The organism is Streptomyces sp. NPDC057287 (assembly GCF_042667905.1).
Lineage (GTDB): Bacteria > Actinomycetota > Actinomycetes > Streptomycetales > Streptomycetaceae > Streptomyces.
Window position 1 is genome coordinate 208691 of the sequence record NZ_JBHUYV010000009.1, and the last position, 20231, is coordinate 228921.

General features: G+C 72.9%; 16 protein-coding genes. 1 reads left to right on the forward strand and 15 read right to left on the reverse strand.

The genetic code is table 11. From position 1 onward, the window contains the following. Nucleotides 1-24: 24 nt before the first annotated feature. The 9 genes from ACFUNE_RS19635 to ACFUNE_RS19675 form a co-directional block, all read right to left on the reverse strand. Nucleotides 25-1374, reverse strand: a complete 1350-nt coding sequence (locus ACFUNE_RS19635; RefSeq protein WP_383569158.1) for an OFA family MFS transporter — start codon at nucleotides 1372-1374, stop codon at nucleotides 25-27. Nucleotides 1375-1503: 129 nt separating this feature from the next. Continuing rightward, nucleotides 1504-1788, reverse strand: coding sequence for a zf-TFIIB domain-containing protein (locus tag ACFUNE_RS19640; RefSeq protein ID WP_307127990.1), 285 nt, complete (start codon nucleotides 1786-1788; stop codon nucleotides 1504-1506). Between the two features lie 64 nt (nucleotides 1789-1852). Beyond that, entirely contained in the window at nucleotides 1853-2815 is a 963-nt protein-coding gene (locus ACFUNE_RS19645; protein ID WP_383569162.1) for a phosphotransferase, read from the reverse strand. Nucleotides 2816-3200: 385 nt separating this feature from the next. Next, nucleotides 3201-3407, reverse strand: coding sequence for a hypothetical protein (locus tag ACFUNE_RS19650; RefSeq protein ID WP_383569165.1), 207 nt, complete (start codon nucleotides 3405-3407; stop codon nucleotides 3201-3203). Nucleotides 3408-3739: 332 nt separating this feature from the next. Further along, nucleotides 3740-5041, reverse strand: coding sequence for an alpha/beta fold hydrolase (locus tag ACFUNE_RS19655; protein WP_383569168.1), 1302 nt, complete (start codon nucleotides 5039-5041; stop codon nucleotides 3740-3742). Between the two features lie 156 nt (nucleotides 5042-5197). Next, nucleotides 5198-6256: a hypothetical protein gene (locus ACFUNE_RS19660; RefSeq protein ID WP_383569498.1), complete on the reverse strand. Its 1059-nt coding sequence runs from the start codon at nucleotides 6254-6256 to the stop codon at nucleotides 5198-5200. Nucleotides 6257-6309: 53 nt separating this feature from the next. Further along, nucleotides 6310-7884, reverse strand: a complete 1575-nt coding sequence (locus ACFUNE_RS19665; RefSeq protein ID WP_383569501.1) for an OPT/YSL family transporter — start codon at nucleotides 7882-7884, stop codon at nucleotides 6310-6312. A 217-nt stretch (nucleotides 7885-8101) separates the two neighbouring features. Then, nucleotides 8102-8899 carry an IclR family transcriptional regulator gene (locus tag ACFUNE_RS19670; protein ID WP_383569171.1) on the reverse strand — a complete coding sequence of 266 codons (798 nt, stop codon included), beginning with the start codon at nucleotides 8897-8899 and terminating at the stop codon, nucleotides 8102-8104. 434 nt (nucleotides 8900-9333) lie between these two features. Then, the gene (locus ACFUNE_RS19675; protein ID WP_383569175.1) at nucleotides 9334-9591 is read right to left on the reverse strand and encodes a hypothetical protein; all 258 of its coding nucleotides are present in this window, start codon (nucleotides 9589-9591) and stop codon (nucleotides 9334-9336) included. A 205-nt stretch (nucleotides 9592-9796) separates the two neighbouring features. On the opposite strand from ACFUNE_RS19675, the gene ACFUNE_RS19680 reads away from it, so the two are divergent. Then, nucleotides 9797-11107, forward strand: coding sequence for a serine/threonine-protein kinase (locus ACFUNE_RS19680; protein WP_383569178.1), 1311 nt, complete (start codon nucleotides 9797-9799; stop codon nucleotides 11105-11107). 16 nt (nucleotides 11108-11123) lie between these two features. Here ACFUNE_RS19680 and ACFUNE_RS19685 read toward each other — a convergent pair whose 3' ends face one another. From ACFUNE_RS19685 to ACFUNE_RS19710, 6 genes are all read right to left on the reverse strand, one after another. Continuing rightward, nucleotides 11124-11948, reverse strand: coding sequence for a TrmH family RNA methyltransferase (locus tag ACFUNE_RS19685; protein ID WP_383569180.1), 825 nt, complete (start codon nucleotides 11946-11948; stop codon nucleotides 11124-11126). A gap of 67 nt (nucleotides 11949-12015) precedes the next feature. Next, nucleotides 12016-13269: a uroporphyrinogen-III C-methyltransferase gene (gene cobA, locus ACFUNE_RS19690; RefSeq protein ID WP_383569183.1), complete on the reverse strand. Its 1254-nt coding sequence runs from the start codon at nucleotides 13267-13269 to the stop codon at nucleotides 12016-12018. A gap of 263 nt (nucleotides 13270-13532) precedes the next feature. Further along, nucleotides 13533-16868, reverse strand: a complete 3336-nt coding sequence (gene cobT, locus ACFUNE_RS19695; protein ID WP_383569186.1) for a nicotinate-nucleotide--dimethylbenzimidazole phosphoribosyltransferase — start codon at nucleotides 16866-16868, stop codon at nucleotides 13533-13535. Between the two features lie 332 nt (nucleotides 16869-17200). Continuing rightward, nucleotides 17201-18418: a precorrin-6y C5,15-methyltransferase (decarboxylating) subunit CbiE gene (cbiE, locus tag ACFUNE_RS19700; protein WP_383569189.1), complete on the reverse strand. Its 1218-nt coding sequence runs from the start codon at nucleotides 18416-18418 to the stop codon at nucleotides 17201-17203. 121 nt (nucleotides 18419-18539) lie between these two features. Beyond that, nucleotides 18540-19178 carry a GNAT family N-acetyltransferase gene (locus tag ACFUNE_RS19705; protein WP_383569192.1) on the reverse strand — a complete coding sequence of 213 codons (639 nt, stop codon included), beginning with the start codon at nucleotides 19176-19178 and terminating at the stop codon, nucleotides 18540-18542. A gap of 142 nt (nucleotides 19179-19320) precedes the next feature. After that, nucleotides 19321-20187, reverse strand: coding sequence for a MetQ/NlpA family ABC transporter substrate-binding protein (locus ACFUNE_RS19710; RefSeq protein ID WP_383569195.1), 867 nt, complete (start codon nucleotides 20185-20187; stop codon nucleotides 19321-19323). Between the last annotated feature and the right edge of the window lie 44 nt (nucleotides 20188-20231).

Sequence of the window (20231 nt, forward strand, 5' to 3'; positions counted from 1 at the left end):
AGCCAGACGAACACCATGAGCGGCTTACGACTGCTGGTGGACACGGGGGCTCCCTTCCGGTGCCTCGTGGAAACGTGCGTGGACCGGACGTATGCACTCGTTGGCGACGAAGCCGACGACCAGCAGTCCGATCATGATCGTCAGTGAGGTCGTGTAGAGGCTGGGGCCGCTGTGACCGGCACGCTCCCCCGCGTCGGCGACCCGGTTGACGATGAGGGGGCCCAGCACTCCGGCCGTCGACCAGGCGGTGAGCAGACGGCCGTGGATGGCTCCCACCTGGTACGTGCCGAAGAGGTCGCGCAGATAGGCGGGAGCGGTCGCGAAACCGCCGCCGTAGAAGGACAGGATCACGAGGGCGCAGCAGATGAAGAGGGGCTTGGAGTCGTTGCCCAGCTGCGCGATGACCACGTACATGAGCGCGCCGACGCCGAGGTAGATCCGGTACATGTTCTTGCGGCCGATCAGGTCCGACGTGGAGGACCACAGGAGGCGGCCGCCCATGTTGGCCAGGGAGAGCAGGGCGACGAAGCCGGCCGCCGCGGAGACCGAGACCGGGGTGGAGGTGTCCGCGAAGAAGTCCTGGATCATGGGCACGGCCTTCTCCAGGATGCCGATGCCCGCGGTGACGTTCATGCAGAGGACCACCCACAGGCACCAGAACTGCGGGGTGCGCAGGGCGTTGCGGGCGGAGACCTGGGCGTTGGTGACGAGGCTGCGGGTCTCCCGCTTCGGCTGCCAGCCCTCAGGGAGCCAGCCCTCCGGCGGCACCCTCACGAGGAAGACGCCGAGCGCCATGAAGGCTGCGTAGACGACTCCGTGGACGAGGAAGGCGGTGGCGATGCCCGAGCGGTCCGTGCCGAAGCTCTCCAGCATTCCGGTGGACCAGGGCGACGCGATGAGGGCTCCGCCGCCGAACCCCATGATGGCGATGCCGGTCGCCATGCCCGGGCGGTCGGGGAACCACTTGATGAGTGTGGAGACCGGCGATATGTAGCCGATGCCGAGGCCTATGCCGCCGATGAACCCGTAGCCGAGGACCACCAGCCAGTACTGGCCGGTGGCGGCGCCGAGCGCGGCGACGAGGAAGCCGGAGGAGAAGCAGACGAGGGAGACGAACATGGCCCAGCGGGGGCCGTTGCGTTCGACGAGGGTGCCGCCGAACGCGGCCGAGAGGCCGAGCATGACGATGCCCAGCTGGAACGGGAGAGCACTGGCGGTGCCCGAGAGGTCGAGGGCGGATTCGAGCGGGGGCTTGAACACGCTCCAGGCGTAGGCCTGTCCGATGGAGAGGTGCACGGCGAGCGCGGCGGGCGGCACGAGCCAGCGGCTCCACCCCGGGGGCGCGACAGTTCGGGACCTGTCGAGGAAGTTCATGGATCCGCACTTTAGGCATCAGCCATGGCCGTGACTAGATCATGAACGGAAGTCCGTCGACCGTATGCAATGCGGGTCCGGGCGCCAGGCCCGGACCCGCCCTGCGGCGACTCCGGCTCGGACGACCGGTCAGGAGCTGAACAGCATCCGGCCGAAGCTCTTCTGACGGTGGTGGCCTCCGTAGTGGCCGCCCTGGTGCGGCGCTCCCCAGGCGGGGGCCTGCGCGGCGGGGTAGGCCTGCGGGGCGGGCGGCGCGGGCGGGGCCTGCTGGGCCCACTGCGACTCGAGACGGGTCAGGGACTCCAGCTCGCCGTAGTCGAGGAATATCCCCCGGCAGCCGCTGCACTGCTCGATCTGCACACCGTTGCGGTTGTACGTGTGCATCTGGGCGTGACACTTGGGGCACTGGATCATCGGGTGGACTCCTCAGGTCGTGACGACGTCGCCGGAATGCATGCCCGGCTGTGATCGCCTCACCCTACGACGCGCCTTCGGACACCAACTCGGGCGGGAGGGACGCAATTCGGGCACATGCGTCGATCATCAGCTGTTCCACCTCATCCGGACTGCGTTCTTCCGCCACGGACTTCGCCAGGGCGAGGGCGGCCGTCTGCACGGTGAGCGCCCGCGCCGCGACGTCCAGTTCGGGCCACGGGTCACCTTCGGCCCGCACGGCCGGGCCGCCGGCCGCCCGGTAGGCGTCGAGGAAGCGCAGCCAGATCTCGGGCGGCAGCAGCCCAGCCGCGTACCAGGCGGCGGGGCGTGCGAGGTCCCAGGCGGGGTCGCCCACGCCCGCGTCGTCGATGTCGATCAGCAGCCAGGGCCCGTTCGGCGCGGGGTGCCGGACGAGCTGGCCGAGGTGCAGGTCTCCGTGGCAGACGTACCCGTCACGGTGCCCGGGCGTCGGCCCCTCGCCGCGGGCCCAGCCCGGCAGCCCCTGCCACGCGGCCAGCACGGGACGGGTGGCCGGATCTCCGGGGCGGGCGGCACGCATCCGCGCGACGGCCCGGACGGCCTTGACCGGTCCGCGCATCGGCGGCAGCGGATGCGGGGGCGGGGTGCGGTGCAGCCGGGCCAGGAGGACGGCGGCCTCCTCCCAGGGGGCGGCGCCCGGGTCCGCGGGGTCGACGGGCGCGCCGTACGGCCAGAGGCTCACGGTGCGGCCTTCCGCTCCTGTGTGCGCCCCGGCCGCGGCACGGAGCGGCTGGAGCAGGATGCCCGTCAGGCGGGGGGACGCGGCCAGGGACAGGCGGGCCGCCAGAGCGGGGGTCTCGGTGTCGGGGGCGTGCGCCTTGGCGACGACATGGCCGCTGCGCACCACGGTGCCGTCGGGCCGGTCGGCGAGCACCTGGGGCGGGCCGCACGCGCACGCCGCCGCGCCCGCGTGGGCACTGCCGTGCGCGAGGTGGCCGAGCGTGCGGACGACAGGGCTGGTGGTCATCGGCTCGGCTCCCGCTGCGGTGATGGGCCGGCCCCCGCGGCGGGCCCCGGCGGTGATCGTACGCGGCCGGTCCCGGCGGGCCCCGCAGGCGGCCGATCGCGGTTGGCCCTGCGACGGGGAGCACGTGGCGGTCCGGGGCGGTGCGCGCCGGGTGGTTCGGGACGGTGGGCGTGCGATGCCGTCCGGGGCGGTGGGGGTGTGGCGGTGGGCGCCGGGCGGTCCGGGGCGGTGGGCACCAGGGCCGGAAAAGGGGTCCGGAGAGCGCGATGTCCGGCCAGCTCCCCAGCTGGCCGGACAAACGCTGCCGTCCGCCGCACCCCCGTCCCCACGGGGCTGTTGGCCGGATGTCCCGGTCCGGACCGCTCTTCCGGACCCGGGGCGCCGCTCAGCGCCCCAGCATCACGCCCACGGACGACGCCTGTGTGACCACTGCGTCCCAGCCGCCGAAGACGACGACCAGCAGGGCCGCCAGAGGAAGAACCATGGCCGTCGCCACCAGCGGGTGACGTGTGCCGGACGGGCGTGCGCCGAACGAGGCGTACGCCTTGCGCCCTCGCGTGCGGATCATGGTCCGCGTCGCCGTGTCCGCCATGGTTCCTCTCCTGACCTGTTCCGGAGCGGCGGGCGTCTGGCCTCGGGGGACGAGTTCCACGCCCGCCGCTTGCCTTCAACATTAGGGAGACGGAAACCGCCCGGCGTCATGCCCGCGTACCGAATGCCGGGCCTCCCGGAGGATGAGCCGGCCGCCTCCGGTGTACTCCCCTGGGTGGAGAAACGGTGCCGGTTGCGGCACCCGGCACCTAGGGGGTGCCCCTCAAGACCTCTCGTGCGCCCGGAGACGGTGGCCCGCCGTCGTCCGGCGCCCGCAACGGAGGAGTCCTCGGCGGTCCGGTGGCACCCGGACCGCTGAGGACTCCTCTCATGTCAGTCCTCCCCGTTCGCCATGGCGAGCAGCCGGTCGAAAACGGCCGCGTCGGCCCGGACACCGTCGTGCGCGTGATCGGGGGTGACCCAGACGCGCAGCCCGCGGACCGCCCCGGCGGTGGCGAGGGACTGCTCACGGTCGACGTACATGTCGTCGTGGTAGACCGCCGCCACCACGGGGACCTCGTTGGCCGCGAGCCGCGAGAGGTCGTAGAGGGCGGGCCAGTCCGTGCGTGCGGCCAAGGCCTCGGCGGCGCCTCGCAGCGGGACGAGTGCCGGGTCCTCCTCGAAGTGCCAGGGGTAGACCATCTCGCCGGTGAAGCGGACAGGACCACCCCTCCCGCTCTCGAAGGCGGGGAACTCCTGGCGGACGCGGTGCGCCGACCAGGCGGTGGGGTGGGGCCCCTGGGCGTATATCGGTTCGTGGAGCGCCGCGTAGAGGGGCCGTTCGGCGAAGGACACGGCGGCGTCCACACCCCGCAGGAACGTGTCGGTGAGCGCGGGGCCCCGGGCGCCGCCTGTGAACGCGGTCTCCAGGAGGTAGTGGAGCGAGTCGAACTTCGCCGACGTGCCGAAGGTGATGCCGAGTGTCTGGAAGCGGCGCACGGTGAGCCGCTCACCGGTGGGCATGCGCACATCGTGTGCTTCCAGGTGAGCGGCGACGGCGTCGGCGATCCGCTGGTCGGCCGGATAGCGGGCGAAGTAGCGCTCGTTGTGGGCGAGGGTGCGGGCGTAGGCGGCCCGGTACACGTCGTCGGCGTGGCCGGCCAGCGTCGGCAGGCCGCCGGTGATGTAGGCCTGGGTCAGTCCTTCGGGCGCGAGGCTGAGGTAGGTGAGGGTGGCGAAGCCGCCGAAGCTCTGCCCGAGAACGCTCCACGGCTGTTCGTCCTGGAAGTACCGGCGCAGCAGTTCGGCGTCGCGGACGATCGAGTCGGCCCGGAAATGGCCGAGATGGGCGGCGATCGCCCGGTGGTCGGTGCCGAACCGGGCGAGGGTGAGCCGGTCGGCAGGGGCGGAACGGCCCGTGCCGCGCTGGTCCATGAGGACGACACGGTGGCCGGCGAGCGCGCGGCGGAGCCAGGCCCCTGCCGCGTTCGGCCGCTCCGCCCTCCCTCCCGGGCCGCCCTGGAGCCAGAGCAGCCGGGGCAGCTCCTCGTGCTCCCGGCCCTCGGCGACCACCTCGCGGGCGAACAGACCGATGGCCGGGCCGTCGGGGTCGAGGTGGTCGAGCGGCACGTCCAGAGTGTGGTCGGTGCAGACCAGGCCGTCGTGGCGGTAGGTGACGGGCGGGGGCGTGGGCATGGGCGCTCCTTGTCGCGGGGAGGGGCTGGGGCGGGCCGGGCACGCGCGAGCGGCAACGTGTCACGGGCGGGGTCGCCACCCGTCCCGGCGGTGGCGCACGTGTGGTCGGCCGGGGCGGCGGGCGGGCTTGCGGAGCCTGCCCGCCGCCTCACCGGCTCAGTAGCCGGCGACGCCGAGGTCGCGGCAGATCTCGACGAGTTCGGGGTGCACGTAGCGCCCGTTCTCCTCTATCGCGACACCGTCCAGGTAGATGGACGGGCCGAGCACGCTGCCGTCGGTGTGCGCGGCGGCGACCCAGGGTTCGCCGCCGATCCAGGCGCCCTTCGTGCCGATGCCGAGCTCGACGCACCCGAAGACGCGCTCGTCCTCGACGATGCGGCCCGTGGGGGCGAGCACGCCCGGGTTGAAGCCGAGGGACCAGTGGGCCACGCGGAACATGTTCGGGTCGTCGAAGGACTCCATCCAGCGGCGGAAGGTGTCGGCGTCCGCACCGCCCTCGATCTTGGTGACGACGCCCTTCTCGACGGTGCAGCGGACCGGGGAGCGCAGCAGCCCGATCTCGTCCGGCGGCCACAGGGCGCCGTCGAAGACGAGGACGCCGTCCTGGGTCTCCTCCAGCGGGTTCCAGGAGATCTGGCCGGAGAGCATGACCGTCTCGCCGGGCTTCTCGGCGGGCTTGCCGCGCAGGTTGATCGGGCGGTCGCCGTTGCGGCCGACGAGGTCGGTGCCGTTGGCGGAGGTGATGCGTACCTCGTCGGCGGCCTCCAGGAGCGCGACGAGGGCCTTGCCGAGGCGGATGACGCCCTGGAAGTCGGGCCGCCCGACCGTGGCGACCAGCATCTGGACGTCCATGGCGGTGAGGTTGGTGTAGCGGCAGCCGTTGGCCATGGCGGCGCGGAAGGCGTCGGAGTGCATCAGGTACGACACGGCGAACTCGATCCACACGTCGGCGTCCGCGATCGCGCCGGCCACCGGGCGGGGCGGCTCCATCGAGGCGCCGGGCAGCGTCTCGTACCAGACGATGACGGGGTGGGCCCCGGCGGCGGCCACGGCCTGCGCGGTGGCTTCGAGCACCCGGCGGTCGCTGCTCGTGTCCCCGGTGAGGACGACGTGCTCGCCCCGCTTGACGAGCATGACCTCCTCGACGAGCTTGCGTGCGGCCAGGGCCAGTTCGAAGCTGAGGTACTCGGAACGCGGTTCGAGCCTGCTGTACATGTCCACGGTGGGGGTTCTCCTTGCCTTGCGGGTGGTGCGGTGGTGACTTGGGGTCAGGTCTTGAGGATCTGCGCGGAGTCTCCGAGCGAGCTGCCCGCGATCACTCCTGCGCCGATCAGGTTGAGTTCCTCGTCGGCGGCGGGGCCGCGCAGTCTGCGGTAGACGACGCGGACGACGAGTGCGCCGAGGACCAGCCAGCAGGCCTGCGGGGTGAGGATGAGGAGGCCGGTGGCGAGCATGACGCCCATCTGGCGCCGGGTGCCGCCGACCAGTTGGACGACCGCGCCGGGGACGGCCCAGAGCAGCATGGTGCGCACCGCGTCGGGGTCGCTGAGGCCGCTTCTGATCGTGTCGGCGTACACCGTGGCGACAGGCGGGATGAGGCCCTGCCCGAAGTACGAGCGCCAGGCGAGGGCGACGACGGCCAGGGCGACGCCGAAGCCGATGAGCGCGGCCAGGAACTGCTGGCGGCGGCCCTCGCGCTCGTAGGGGTCCCAGGGGCGGTGGTCGCGGCGGAGCAGCCAGCCCGCCTTGAGGTCGTAGCCCATGTCGGCGAAGGCCGGGCCGGTGGCGGAGACGTACCCGATCAGAAGGGCCAGCGGTACGGAGGGAATGCCCATGGCGAGCCCGAGGATCAGGAAGATCAGGGTGACGGCGAAGGACGGGAACCAGCCGGACTGCATCGCGGCGAGGCCGACGATCAGTTCGTGGACCAGCGCGGCGAAGGCGGCGAAGAGGACCCAGCCGACGATCCCGAGCGGGCTCATGTCGCCGACGATCCCTCCGAGTACGGCGAGCACGACGGCGCCCGCGGTGAACAGCGCGTAGCCGCGGACCAGGGCGAGCCGCAGGGCGCGCTCGTCGACGGTGTATTCGACGGTCGGGTCCGTCACGGCGCGCGTGGAGGCCGACTCCTGTTCCTCCTTCTGCTTCTTGCGGGCGCGGCGGCCGACCAGCATGTGGACCGCCTGCCCCAGGGCGACGACGCCCGCGCCGACCATGACGCCGTGCGGGATGAAGCCGGCCCCGAGGTCGGTGCCGAAGAGGTCGGGGCTGTACTGCCGCAGCATCAGGCCGACGCCGAACATCATCAGGGCCCAGACGTTGCCCAGGAAGGCCACGCCGGCGGCGGAGAGCGGCAGGCTGAGGAGGGTCCCCGCCAGGCCGACGGCGGTGCCGCCGGCGAGGATCAGCGCCCGGCGGCCTCCCCGGTCGCCGGCCTTGATGGTCTCGGCGGCGGCCGTTCCGGGCGGCCAGGGGGCGTCGGCGGGCAGCAGCCTGGAGCCGAAGGCGCGGTAGAGCACCCAGGCGTCCACGACCAGGCCGATGAACGATCCGGCGAGCATGGGCCAGACCAGGTCCTGCCGTCCGAAGACGTAGGGGATGGCCACGGACGTCAGCAGTGCGTTCGCCGAGGCGAAGGTCGCCGCGGAGATGGCGCTCTGGGCGAGGTTCTGCCGGTGCACGGACCTCATGCGGCGCAGGAACCCGAGCGGGATGCGGCCGATGAGCATGGCGACGAGCGCGCCGACGACCGAGGTGTTGGCGGAGATGCCGAGCTTGGTCACCAGGTCGATGCCGATCACGGCGCCGACGGCGGCGAGTACCACCAGGACGGCCAGCAGCACGGGTTCGAGGACACGGGGATGGGGCCCGCTGTCCGGGGGACGGGATCCGGACTGCGGCGGCGGTTCGTGGTGCGGGGCGGAGGCGTGGTGCGCCACGGGGCACCCCCTTCGGTGAGCAGGGCTGGGGAGGCGCTGTCCCCCATCGGTGCGCGGGCAGGGCGGGGCGCACCGGCGGCGCGGGGCGCCGCGGGGTCGAGCGGTGGGCGTTCGGGGCGGTTCAGCCGCCGAGGGCCGCGGTGATCTCCGCGGCCCCGGCGCGTGTCAGCGGTACGAGGGTGTCGACGGCCCGGTCCACGCGGTGGGAGGGGCCGATCACGGTGAGGGAGGCCGCGACGGCTCCGCCCTGGAGGACCGGGGCGGAGACGGCGGTGACGGCTTCGTCGTACTCGCCGTAACTGACGCAGTGCCCGTCGGAGCGGACCCGGGCGTAGCAGGCGAGCAGCGCGTCCAGGTCCGTGATGGTGCGGTCGTTGAACCGGGCGAGGCCGGTCGGGCCGAACATCTGCCGGATCTCGCGTTCGGGGTGGTACGCGAAGAGGGTGTGGCCGGACGCCCCGGCGTGGCCGGGCATGACCGCTCCGATGATGGCGGTGTAGCGGACGGGGCCGGTTCCGTCGACGGCGGCGGCGCAGCGGTAGCTGGAGCCGTGCGGAACGTTCAGCACGATGCTCTCGCCCGTCTCACGCAGCAGCCGGGCCAGTATGGGGCGGGCGAGGGACGGCATGACACCGCTGTGTTCGCCGACCCGGGCGAGCCGTGACAGGGCGGGCCCGGGGCGGTAGCGGCGGCTGGTGTCGTCGCAGATGAGGAAGGAGCGGGCGGTCAGGGTGGTGAGCAGCCTCTGGACCACTGCCTTGTCCCAGCCGTGGTGGCGCGCGAGTTCGCTGACACCCCACTCGGGACGCTGCTCGGTGAAGGTGAGCAGGAGGACGAGGGCCCGGTCCACGGTCTGGAGGACTCCGGGGGCCTGGGGTGCGGCCGCGACCGGAGTGGTGTCGTCGCCGTGATCCGCCATGGGCCCGGCCTCCTTCGTTCCGTACGGGTGGTTCGTGTGTCGGCCGGTGGCCTGACGACTAGGTTCGGTGCGGAAATCGCAACGCCGTTGCGTTTTCTGGCGAAAGGATGCGGGCGCGTCGACCGGGTGTCAAGGGTGTTCCTGAGATTCGCTTCCGGGCGGAGCGGCGGTCGGCGGGAGCCCGAGCCGGGGAAGGCCATGGCCGGCAGCTGCTCGGCGTACACGTCGCCACGCGGGACCGGTTTCCGTCGCGCGGGGCCGGTTCCCGACCTGCGGCAACGCGAGGACCCCCGGCGCGGCGGAGGCGTCCGCACGACGGAGGTCTGCGTGCCCCGCCTGCCGCGCCGGGGCCGGCGATCCCCGGCCCGCACGCGGAGGGATCCGAGCCGGATCGTGCCGGGCCGGGAAGCTCGGCCGGCACGATCCGGAGGGGGTCAGGCGGTGAGGTCCTCCCGGAGGGACCGCTCGGAGGCGTCCTCCCGGGGGACCGGCTGTTCGACCAGGGCGAGCACCCTGGTCGCCATGAAGCGGGCGGTACGGACAACTGATCCACTTCGGGTGACTTCACTCACTTCCACCACACCCCGGCGGACCGCTGTCTCCACCCGGCGGCCTGCCCTGGAGGCCACCACTTCGTACGTCCTCGTCGTGTCACCCGCGTCCACGACTATTTCCACACGATCGCCCTTCATTGATCCAATCCCCCTTCTGCGACGGTCCTTTGAGATCTCGCACGGGCCGGGGAACCTGGATCTCCGGCTCCCTGACCACTCCTCAATTCTCCCACCGGGGACTGACAATCGATGGGTGGGCGAGGGCGCGGCCTCTGAGCGCGCCGCGCCACGGGTACGTAAGCTGTGCCTCGTCAGGCGGACCGGCAGCGGGGATGGGCAGACGATGGCGATGATGCGGCTCCGGCGCGAGGACCCGCGTGTCGTCGGCTCGTTCAGACTGCACCGGCGGCTCGGCGCGGGTGGCATGGGCGTCGTCTACCTGGGTTCCGACCGCCGGGGCCAGCGGGTGGCGCTCAAGGTGATCCGGCCGGATCTGGCGGAGGATCAGGAGTTCCGCTCGCGCTTCGCGCGCGAGGTGTCCGCCGCCCGGAGGATCCGCGGCGGATGCACGGCCCGGCTGGTGGCCGCCGATCTGGAGGCGGACCGCCCGTGGTTCGCGACGCAGTACGTGCCGGGCCCCTCGCTGCACGACAAGGTCGTCGAGGAGGGCCCGCTGTCGGCCGCCGAGGTGGCCTCGATCGGAGCGGCACTGTCGGAGGGCCTGGTGGCGGTGCACGAGGCCGGTGTCGTCCACCGGGACCTGAAGCCGTCAAACATCCTCCTCTCCCCCAAGGGCCCCCGGATCATCGACTTCGGTATCGCCTGGGCGACCGGGGCGAGCACGCTCACCCATGTCGGGACGGCCGTGGGTTCGCCCGGCTTCCTGGCGCCCGAGCAGGTGCGCGGTGCGGCGGTGACCCCTGCGACGGACGTGTTCTCCCTGGGCGCCACCCTGGCCTATGCGGCGATGGCCGATTCACCCTTCGGGCACGGCAGCTCCGAGGTGATGCTCTACCGCGTGGTCCACGAGGAACCGCACCTGTTCGACGTGCACGACGCGCTCGCCCCGCTCGTACGGGCCTGTCTGGCGAAGGATCCGGAGGAGCGGCCCAGCACGCTGCAGCTCTCGATGCGGCTGAAGGAGATCGCCGCACGCGAGGCGCAGGGTATCCAGGAGCGCCGGCCGCCCGCGCAGCGCAGCGAGCAGGAGCTGGACCGGCCCACCGGCCGGCTGGAGGGGCCCTACACCGAGCAGTCCACCCGGCGCTCCGCCGGAGGGCCCTCCCAGGCTCCGCGCTCGCCTGGGCGGCGGCCCGCCCAGGCGCGCCCCGCGGCGCCTCGTACCGGCGGCTCGCAGGCCCGGGGAACCCGTGGCGGCCCGCGTTCGGGGCAGCAGCCCAACGGCACGAACGGCCGGCAGGCCTCCCGGCCCGGCGTACGGACGACCTCGGCGGGGAACGGCGGGAAGCGGCGGCCGGCCAACCCGCGGCTGCTGCGTCAGCGCCTCGTCGTCTTCGTCGTGGTGACGCTGCTGGTGGCACTGGGGATCGCGGCCGCTCAGGGCTGCCAGGGCCCCGCGCGCGGACTCGGAGGCACGACGTCCCATACGCACGACGGGGCGGCCGTCCACCCGACGCGGGTGGACGGGCCCTGAGGATGCGGGCCGCGGCTCAGGCGGGCCCGACCCGGGTCGCGTAGAAGGCGACGGCGGAAGCCGCGGCGACGTTCAGCGAGTCCACTCCGGCGTCCATCGGGATACGCACATGGGCGTCGGCCGCGGAGAGCGCCGCAGGAGTGAGGCCGTCGCCCTCCGTACCGAAGACGAGCGCCAGCTTCTCGTGCCGGTGTGCCACGAGTTCGTCCAGGGTGATCGACCGGTCGCTGAGGCAGAGCGCTGCCGTGGTGAATCCGGCCTCGCGCAGGAGACCGAGGTCCTCGGGCCACGACGTCAGGCGGGTCCACGGGACGTGGAAGACGGATCCCATCGAGACCTTGACCGCCCGCCGGTAGAGCGGGTCGGCGCAGCGCGGGGTGAGCAGGACGGCGTCGACGCCGAGTGCGGCCGCGTTGCGGAAGGCCGCCCCGAGATTGGCGTGGTCGACGATGTCCTCGAACACCGCGACCCGGCGCACGCTCCCCCGCTCGGGGGCCAGCAGAGCGCCGACCCCGGGGAGCGGCTTGCGCTGCATGGACGAGAGGGCGCCGCGGTGCACGTGGTAGCCCGTGACCCGCTCGGCGAGAGCCGGTGTCACCGCGTAGACCGGCGCCGTGGCCTCGTCGATGACATCGCGCATGACGTCGACCCACTTGGCGGAGAGCAGCATGGAGCGCATCTCGTACCCGGCGTTCCCCGCGCGCCGGATCACCTTCTCGCCCTCTGCGATGAAGAGACCCTCCGCGGGCTCCCGCCGACGCCGGAGTTCGACGTCGGTCAGGCCGGTGTAGTCGCTCAGACGCGGGTCGTCCGGGTCCTCGACGGTGATGAGTTCAGCCACGTGGTGCTACTGCCTTGTCGGGTGGGTGCGGCGGGTACGTGCGGGCTCGGGCGGCTCGGTGCGCCGCTCAGCCCTGGAGCAGGCCGGACAGGTCCGCGCCGACGGCGACGACATCGCCGATGACGATGACGGCCGGAGGGCGCACCCCTTCCGCGACGACCCGCTCCCCCACGTCCGCGAGGGTCGCGTCGACCCTGCGCTGGGCGGCCGTGGTGCCCTCCTGGACCAGGGCCACCGGGGTGTCGGGGGACTTGCCGTGGGCGATGAGTGCCTGCGCGATGGCGCCGATCTTGTCGACGGCCATCAGGAGGACCAGGGTCCCGCGCAACCGTGCGATCGCCGCCCAGTCGACCAGGGAGCGTGGGTCGTCGGGCCCCACGTGGCCGCTGACCACGGTGAACTCGTGCGCGACGCCTCGGTGGGTGACCGGGATCCCGGCCGCTCCCGGCACCGAGATCGAGCTGGAGATCCCGGGGACGACGGTGCAGGCGATGCCCTCGGCGGCCAGTGCCTGCGCCTCCTCCATGCCGCGTCCGAAGACGAACGGGTCACCGCCCTTGAGGCGGACCACCGACTTGCCGGCTCTGGCGTGGTCGATCAGCGCCTGGTTGATCGCCTCCTGCGCCATGTAGCGGCCGTACGGGATCTTGGCGGCGTCTATCACCTCGACGTGCGGCGGGAGTTCGTCGAGCAGGTCGCGCGGGCCGAGCCGGTCGGCGATGACCACGTCGGCCTCGGCGAGGAGACGGCGGCCGCGCACGGTGATCAGGTCGGGGTCACCGGGGCCGCCGCCCACCAGCGCGACGCCGGGGGCACGGGTGCGGTGGTGCGGGGCGGCGAGGGTGCCGTCGCGCAGCCCTTCCACGATCGCGTCGCGGACGGCGGCGGAGTGCCGGGGGTCACGGCCCTGCGAGGTGGTGGTGAGGACGGCGACCGTGATGCCCTCGCTGCGCCCGGTGGCGGGTGTCCAGGCGGTGGCCGCCTCGGCGTCGTCGCTCCGGACGCACCAGGTCCGGGTGCGTTCGGCCTCGGCGGACGCGGCGTCGTTGGCAGCTGCGTCCGAAGACGCGACGAGGGCGTACCAGGTGTCGGCGAGGTCTCCGTCCCGGTACCTGCGCCGCTCCCAGCGGATCTCACCGGTGTCCGCCATCGCCTCCACGGACGCGGTCGCGGACGGGGAGACGAGGGTGATGTCGGCACCGGCCGCGATGAGGGCGGGCAGCCGGCGCTGCGCGACCTGGCCGCCGCCGACGACGACGACGCGGCGCCCGTTCAGGCGCAGTCCGACGGGGTAGGCAGGGTGATCGTCATGCTCGGCCATGGTCGTGCGGGCTCCTCGTGCAGGTGCGGTGTGCTGCGGGCCGCTGCGGCGGTGGAGCGGCGGTGACGTGGGCTGGTGAGGCGGTGACGTGTGGGACCACGATACGGGGTGGCGGGAACGGGGTCCGGGGCGGTCACGGACCGCTCAGGACACGCCTCGTCGGCCCCCACGGGGTTCGCGGGATCCTGCCGGGAGCGCGGAGTGTGCCCACGAGACCGCGGGTGCCCGGACGCGCCCGGGTCGGGCGCGTCCGGGCACGGCGGCTACTTCTCCGTGACGCCCGCGGAGTCGAACGTCGCCACGTCGTGCATCGCGCGGGCAGCGCTCTGCACGATGGGGAGCGCGAGCAGCGCGCCCGTGCCCTCGCCGAGCCTGAGGTCGAGGTCGACCAGCGGGCGCAGGCCCAGCTTGTTCAGGGCGGCGACGTGACCGGGTTCCGCGCTGCGGTGGCCCGCGATGCACGCGGCGAGCGCCTCGGGGGCGATCGCCCGGGCGACCAGGGCGGCCGCACCGGCGCTCACGCCGTCCAGGATCACCGGGGTGCGCAGGGACGCCCCACCCAGCAGGAAGCCCGCCATGGCGGCGTGCTCCAGGCCGCCGACCGCGGCCAGGACCCCGATCGGGTCGGCCGGGTCGGGCTGGTGGAGCTCCAGGCCGCGGCGGACCACATCGACCTTGCGGGCGTGCATCTCGTCGTTGATGCCGGTACCGCGACCGGTCACCTCCGCCGGGTCCATGCCGGTGTAGACGCAGATCAGCGCGGCCGACGCGGTGGTGTTGGCGATGCCCATCTCACCGGTGAGCAGGCCCTTGTTGCCTGCCGCCACCAGGTCGCGAGCGGTCTCGATGCCCACCTCGATCGCCGCGAGCACCTCGTCCCGGGTGAGGGCGGGGCCGGTGGTGAAGTCGGCCGTCCCGGGGCGGACCTTCCTGGGCAGCAGGCCCGGCGTCGCGGGGAGTTCGGCTGCCACTCCCACATCCACGACGCAGACCTCGGCGCCGACCTGTGCGGCGAAGGCGTTGCAGACGGCGCCGCCGCCGAGGAAGTTGGCGACCATCTGGCCGGTGACCTCCTGCGGCCACGCCGTGACGCCCTGGGCGTGGACCCCGTGGTCACCGGCGAAGATCGCGACGGCTGCGGGTTCGGGGACGGGCGGCGGGCACATCCGGGAGAGCCCGGCGAGCTGGGCCGAGATGATCTCCAGCATCCCCAGCGCGCCCGCGGGCTTCGTCATCCGCTTCTGGCGTTCCCAGGCCTCGCCGAGCGCCTTGGCGTCCAGGGGACGGATTCCGGCGATGGTCTCCTGGAGGAGGTCGTGCGGCTCCTCACCGGGCAGGGCGCGGCGGCCGTACGTCTCCTCGTGGACGACCCAGGAGAGCGGGCGGCGCTTGGACCAGCCCGCCTGCATCAGCTCGGGTTCCTCGGGGAACTCGTCGACGTATCCGACGCAGAGGTAGGCGACGACTTCCAGGTGGTCGGGCAGGCCGAGCGCGCGGACCATCTCCCGCTCGTCGAAGAAGCTGACCCAGCCGACGCCGAGGCCCTCGGCGCGGGCGGCCAGCCAGAGGTTCTCCACGGCGAGCGCCGAGGAGTACGGCGCCATCTGCGGCTGGGTGTGCCGGCCGAGGGTGTGCCGGCCGCCGCGGGTGGGGTCGGCGGTGACGACGATGTTCACCGGGGTGTCGAGGATGGCCTCGATCTTCAGTTCCTTGAACTGCTTGGCGCGGGCCTTGGGGAGCGACTTGGCGTACGCCTCACGCTGGCGCTGTGCCAGTTCGTGCATGGAGCGGCGCGTCTCCGCGGAGCGGATGACGACGAAGTCCCAGGGCTGCGAGTGTCCGACGCTCGGCGCGGTGTGCGCGGCCTCCAGGACGCGGAGGAGGACCTCGTGCGGGATGGGGTCGCTGCGGAAGCCGTTGCGGATGTCCCGCCGTTCGCGCATCACGCGCAGGACGGCTTCGCGCTCGGCGTCGTCGTAGCCGGGAGCGGGAGGGGAGACGGGGGCTGCTTCGTCCGCCGCTTCGGCCTCGGGTCGTGCTTCGGCCTCAGGACCTGCTTCGGCCTCGGCCTCGACGGGAGCCACGACCTCTACGGGAGCCACGGCCTCCACCGGAGCCACAGCCTCGGCGTCCTCCGACGCCGCCTCGACGGGCCGGGCGACCTCCGGAGCTTCCCCGGCCGGCGCCTCCGCTGCCGGGGCCCCGGCTTCCGGTGTCTCCGCAGCCGGTGCCTCGGCGGCCACGGCTTCCGGGGCGTCGGTCTCCGGGGTCTCGATGATCTCGGGCCCGGTGCCGGGCTCCGGTTCCGCCGGCGTCCGAGGACCGGCCTGGGGCGGCAGGACGGACTCCGGAGCCGGCTCGGGCTCCACGACGGCCTCGGGCAGGGCCTCGGGCAGGGCCTCGGCCGCCGCCGCGGGCTGCTCGGCCGCGACCGGCTCGGCCACCTCCGTAGCCTCGGCGACGGCCGGTGCGGGCTCCACGACGGGTGCCGCGGGCCGGACCTCGGGCTCTGCGGCCGGCTCGGACCCGACGGCGGGGGCGACCGCGTCGGCCACGGGCGTCGGGGCGGGGTACGGGGCGGCCGGTACCGGGTCGGCCACGGGCCCGGACTGTGCCGGCACCTCGGCGACCGGGGCTGCGGCCTCGACCGGCACCTCTTCGGGAGCGTCGGCGGGGGCGGTCACCAGGGCTTCGGCGGGTGCGGCTGCCGGAGTCCCGGCCAGGGCCTCAGCGGGAGACACCTCGGCCGTCTCCGCTCCTGCTGTCCCTACGGAAGCCTCGGGCATCTCAGCGGCCACCGGCTCGGGAGCGACCGTTTCTGCGGGAGCGGCGGACTCGACCGGCACGACGGGCTCGACAGGGGCGGCCGGCTCGACCGGTACGACGGACTCGACCGGCACGACGGGCTCGGCGGGAGCGGCCGGCTCGGCGGGAGCGACGGGCGTGACGGGCGTGACGTATTCGGCAGGGGCGAGGGGCGCCTCGGGCTCCGCCACCGGGGCGGGTGCGGGGGCAGCCATCTGCTCGGGCGGGCCCCACGCGGGGGCGCCCTGCGGCGGGATCTCGCCCAGCTGCGGTCCCGGCAGCACGGCCGCGTCGTCCGCCGGGATGTCGAAGTACTCAGGACCGGTCGTCGGCGGACCGGCGTGCCGCACGGGCATCGGGGTCTGCGGGCCGGCCGGCCCCCGGTCCGCGAGCGAGCGGACCACTCCCCCGGTCGGCGTCCCCCCGTAGGAGGGTGCCTCGGTGGACGAGGGGCCGCGGTGCAGCGGGCGCCGGGCCGGCGCGGCGGCCACCGGCACCTGTACGGCCGTGTGCGCCGGGATCCGTACGCCGTTGACGTCGGCCACACCGGATCCGTGGGTGCCGTTCGCCGCCTGGTCGTACGCCGGGTACTGCTCGGGCAGGCCCGTCGGCGCCGCCGGAGCGTCGCTCCACGCGCCCTGGGGAGCCGGCATCAGGAGGAGGTCGTCGTCCTCGGCGGTGTGCTCGGAGGGTTCGAGGTAGGTGTAGGCGTCCGGGGCGGGGATGCCCGGCTGCTCCACCATGCCTGCGTTCTCCGGCAGTCCCTCGCCCGGGATCTGGCCGGTGTCAGTCATGCGTACCCCTCGCCCATCGTCAGTGCTCCTTCGCCCTTCGCCCGGGATGCCCGAACCACGGCACGCCGGTGCTCGTCAACAAGAACGAGCGGGCTCCCCGCGCGGCACGAAACGCGCGCGGAGGTATACATTCTCGCGGTCGTTCGCCGCCGCGACAGACAGTTCTGCCTCGGCTCGCTGTGGACTGCGCCACGTTGCGCGTCCCCCGGTTGCGCCGTACCACATCGCGGAGCAAAACAGTCCACTTTTCCGGACATTGACGAACGAAATGTCGAACGTCCGGGCGCGGTACAACAATCGGTCAGCCTACCTCGCGCTCCGCAGCGACCGGCTCAGGGGGCGAGATCGGAACGCACCGCGGAGAGCAGGAACACGACGGAGCGTTCGCGCTCCGCCCAGTCGGAGGTGTCCAGCCCGACGGACTGGAGGAGCGCGCACTCGACCGTGTACCCGTTCTCGGCGAGGGCGCCTCCGAGCGCCTCCGCCTCATCCCTGTTCGAGGCATGGGTGACGATACGTTCCGGCCGCCGGTCGGCGACCGCCGTGACGACGGGGACGCCTCCGCCGCCGATCCGCACGACATCGGGCTCGGGAAGGCGTTCCAGGACGTGCGGGGCGGTGCCCCTGACGACCTGGACGCCCACCTGGAAGGCGCGGGCCGCCGACGCCGTACGCGCGCAGGCGTCGGGGTCGCTGTCCACGGCGATCACCGCGGCGCCGAAGCGGGCCGCCTCCACGGCGAGGGCGCCGCTGCCGGAGCCGATGTCCCAGACCAGATCACCGGTACGCGGCCCGAGCCGGGCCAGCTGTGCGGCGCGCAGGCCGGGCGACTCCCCCTCGCCGTACTCCCCCGCGCCGCCGTAGGCAGCGGCGGGGAGCGCCCATCCCCGCCGGGTTCCGTCCGGGCGGCGGCCGGCGATCCAGGCGCCGTCGACGGTGGTCTCGGGGCCGCCGCCGATGACGATGACGACGTTGGGGTCGCGCCAGGTGTGGTCGGCCGTCTTGTCGGAGGTGAGGACGGTGACCCGTTCGCGTACGGTGCCGAGTTCCTCGCAGATCACGAAGGTGCGGTGGACGCCTTCGAGCAGGAGGGCCAGTTCGGCTGGGCCCGCCCCGGGGGACGTCAGCACGGCCACCTTGTGGTGGGCGCGGATGACGTTGACCGCGCGGCGCAGGGTGCGCGGGTGGGCGACGACGACCTCGGCGTCGTCCCACGGCATTCCGGCGCGGGCGAAAGCGGTGGCGACGGAGGAGACGGCGGGGACGACCTCGACCTCGAGACCGTGCTCGGGCTTGCGCAGGGTGCGGACGACGCCGAAGAAGCCGGGGTCGCCGTCGGCCAGGACCACGGCGCTCCCCCGGTGCCCGGCGACCCTGCGGGCGGCCAGGTCGACGCTGCCGAGCCGGACGCGTTCCGCGCGCTCGGGCACCTCGGGGAGCGCGAGGTGGTGGGCGGCACCGGCGACGAGCGTGGCGGCGGAGAGCGCCGCCGTGGCCGCTCTGGTCAGTGGCGAGCCGTCCCAGCCGATCACCGTGACCCGGTCGGCCATCGTCGTCAGTCTCCTGGGGTGTAGCAGGCGGGAGCTCTCCGCGGGATGGGCGGAGCAAGGGTGAGCGTATCCGGTCCGTACCAACGCACTTCCGGGGGCTCCCGCACCCGGGCGAGGAGCGTCAGTTCCAGTCGTTGTACGTGCCGTAGCCACCTGCGTCGGCCAGCTGCTCGGCGACGCCCTCCAGGTCCTCGGGCAGGAGTCCCCAGACGATGAGGTCGGTCCTGATGTCGGCCCAGCCCCCGTCCTCGGTCGCGGTCCTCGCTATGCGGGCGTTGCGCAGGACTCCCTCACTGATGCAGCCCAGCTTCTGGGCGACCTGCTGGGAGGCGGTGTTCCCGGCAGGGGTCCGCAGCTCGATGCGCTCGAAGCCCTGGTCGCGGAAGAGCCACTCGGCGAGGGCCAGCACGGCTTCGGTCGCGTATCCCTCGCCGCGGGCCCAGGGGGCGGTGATGTAGCGGACCTCCGCGGCCAGGGTGCGCCGGTCGGTGTTGAGGAGCCGGACGGATCCGACCAGGCGCTGGGTGAGGAACTCGGTGACGGCGAAGACGATGCCGTTGCCCTGGGAGCGCTCGGCGGGGGCGATCCTGCGGACCCACCGTTCGGCGTCGACCTGGGTGTAGGGGTGGGGCGCCTCGGTCCAGGCGGTGACCAGCTCGTCGTTCATCATCTCGATGTACGCCGGGACGTCCGCCATGTCGAAGGGGCGCAGCACCAACCTGTCCGTGCTGATGGAGATGGACGGGAAGGTGGTAGTCATGCGCAGCTCCATGCCGAAGACCGTGTAAAGGCTCCAGCATGCAGCATCGGACCGCGGATGTGCATGGCCGGGTCCGCACGGCGGAGCCCCGCACACCCTGGTTCGGGTGTACGGGGCTCGTGCGGCAAGTGGCGTCCGGGGGTCAGGACTTCGCGGGTGCGCCGAAGGCCGGGATGATCGAGCCCTTGTAGGTGTCCTCGATGAACTTCTTGACCTCGTCGGAGTTCAGGAGCTTCGCGAGCTTCTGGACACGCGGGTCATCCTCGTTGCCCTCCTTGACGGCCAGGAGGTTGGCGTACGGGTTGCCCTCCGCCTTCTCCAGGGCCAGGGAGTCCTTGCCCGGCTGGTAACCGGCCTCGATCGCGTAGTTGCCGTTGATGACGGCGGCGTCGACGTCGTCCAGGGCACGGGGCACGGTCGCGGCCTCGATCTCCTTGAACTCCAGGCCCTTCTTGTCCGTGATGTCGCTGAGCTTGGCGTTGGTGCCGACGCCGTCCTTGACGGTGATCAGCCCGTTCTCGGCGAGCAGCTGGAGCGCCCGGCCCTCGTTGGTGGTGTCGTTCGGGACGGCGACGGTCTGGCCGGCCTTGATGTCCTTGAGGGCCTTGACCTTCTTGGAGTAGAGGCCCAGGGGCTCCAGGTGGACGTTGACCACCGGGACGATGTGGGTGCCGTTCTTCTTGTTGAAGTCGTCCAGGTAGGGCTTGTGCTGGAAGAAGTTGGCGTCGACCTGGCCGTTCTCGGTGGCGGTGTTCGGCAGGACGTAGTCCGTGAACTCCTTGACCTCCAGCTTGAGGCCGGCCTTGTCCGCCAGGTTCTTCTTGACGTAGTCGAGAATGTCGGCGTGCGGCACGGGGGACGCGGCGACGACGAGCGCCTTGGACGTGTCCGCCTTCGCGCCGGTCTCGCTCTTGGAGGCCGGGTCGGAGTCCGTGCCGCAGGCGCTGAGGCCGAGGGCGAGGGCGGCGGTGGCGGCGGCAGCCGCGGTGATCTTGATGTTCTTACGCACGAAGAGTGCCTCTTTCCGGTGGTGATGGTGGTGCGCCCGGACAA

Bases quoted from the DNA above. Each gene is read 5' to 3' on its own strand.
- ACFUNE_RS19635 (WP_383569158.1), bottom strand. From the start codon at position 1,374: ATGAACTTCCTCGACAGGTCCCGAACTGTCGCGCCCCCGGGGTGGAGC.
- ACFUNE_RS19640 (WP_307127990.1), bottom strand. From the start codon at position 1,788: ATGATCCAGTGCCCCAAGTGTCACGCCCAGATGCACACGTACAACCGC.
- ACFUNE_RS19645 (WP_383569162.1), bottom strand. From the start codon at position 2,815: ATGACCACCAGCCCTGTCGTCCGCACGCTCGGCCACCTCGCGCACGGC.
- ACFUNE_RS19650 (WP_383569165.1), bottom strand. From the start codon at position 3,407: ATGGCGGACACGGCGACGCGGACCATGATCCGCACGCGAGGGCGCAAG.
- ACFUNE_RS19655 (WP_383569168.1), bottom strand. From the start codon at position 5,041: ATGCCCACGCCCCCGCCCGTCACCTACCGCCACGACGGCCTGGTCTGC.
- ACFUNE_RS19660 (WP_383569498.1), bottom strand. From the start codon at position 6,256: ATGTACAGCAGGCTCGAACCGCGTTCCGAGTACCTCAGCTTCGAACTG.
- ACFUNE_RS19670 (WP_383569171.1), bottom strand. From the start codon at position 8,899: ATGGCGGATCACGGCGACGACACCACTCCGGTCGCGGCCGCACCCCAG.
- ACFUNE_RS19675 (WP_383569175.1), bottom strand. From the start codon at position 9,591: ATGAAGGGCGATCGTGTGGAAATAGTCGTGGACGCGGGTGACACGACG.
- ACFUNE_RS19680 (WP_383569178.1), top strand. From the start codon at position 9,797: ATGGCGATGATGCGGCTCCGGCGCGAGGACCCGCGTGTCGTCGGCTCG.
- cobA (WP_383569183.1), bottom strand. From the start codon at position 13,269: ATGGCCGAGCATGACGATCACCCTGCCTACCCCGTCGGACTGCGCCTG.
- cobT (WP_383569186.1), bottom strand. From the start codon at position 16,868: ATGACTGACACCGGCCAGATCCCGGGCGAGGGACTGCCGGAGAACGCA.
- cbiE (WP_383569189.1), bottom strand. From the start codon at position 18,418: ATGGCCGACCGGGTCACGGTGATCGGCTGGGACGGCTCGCCACTGACC.
- ACFUNE_RS19705 (WP_383569192.1), bottom strand. From the start codon at position 19,178: ATGACTACCACCTTCCCGTCCATCTCCATCAGCACGGACAGGTTGGTG.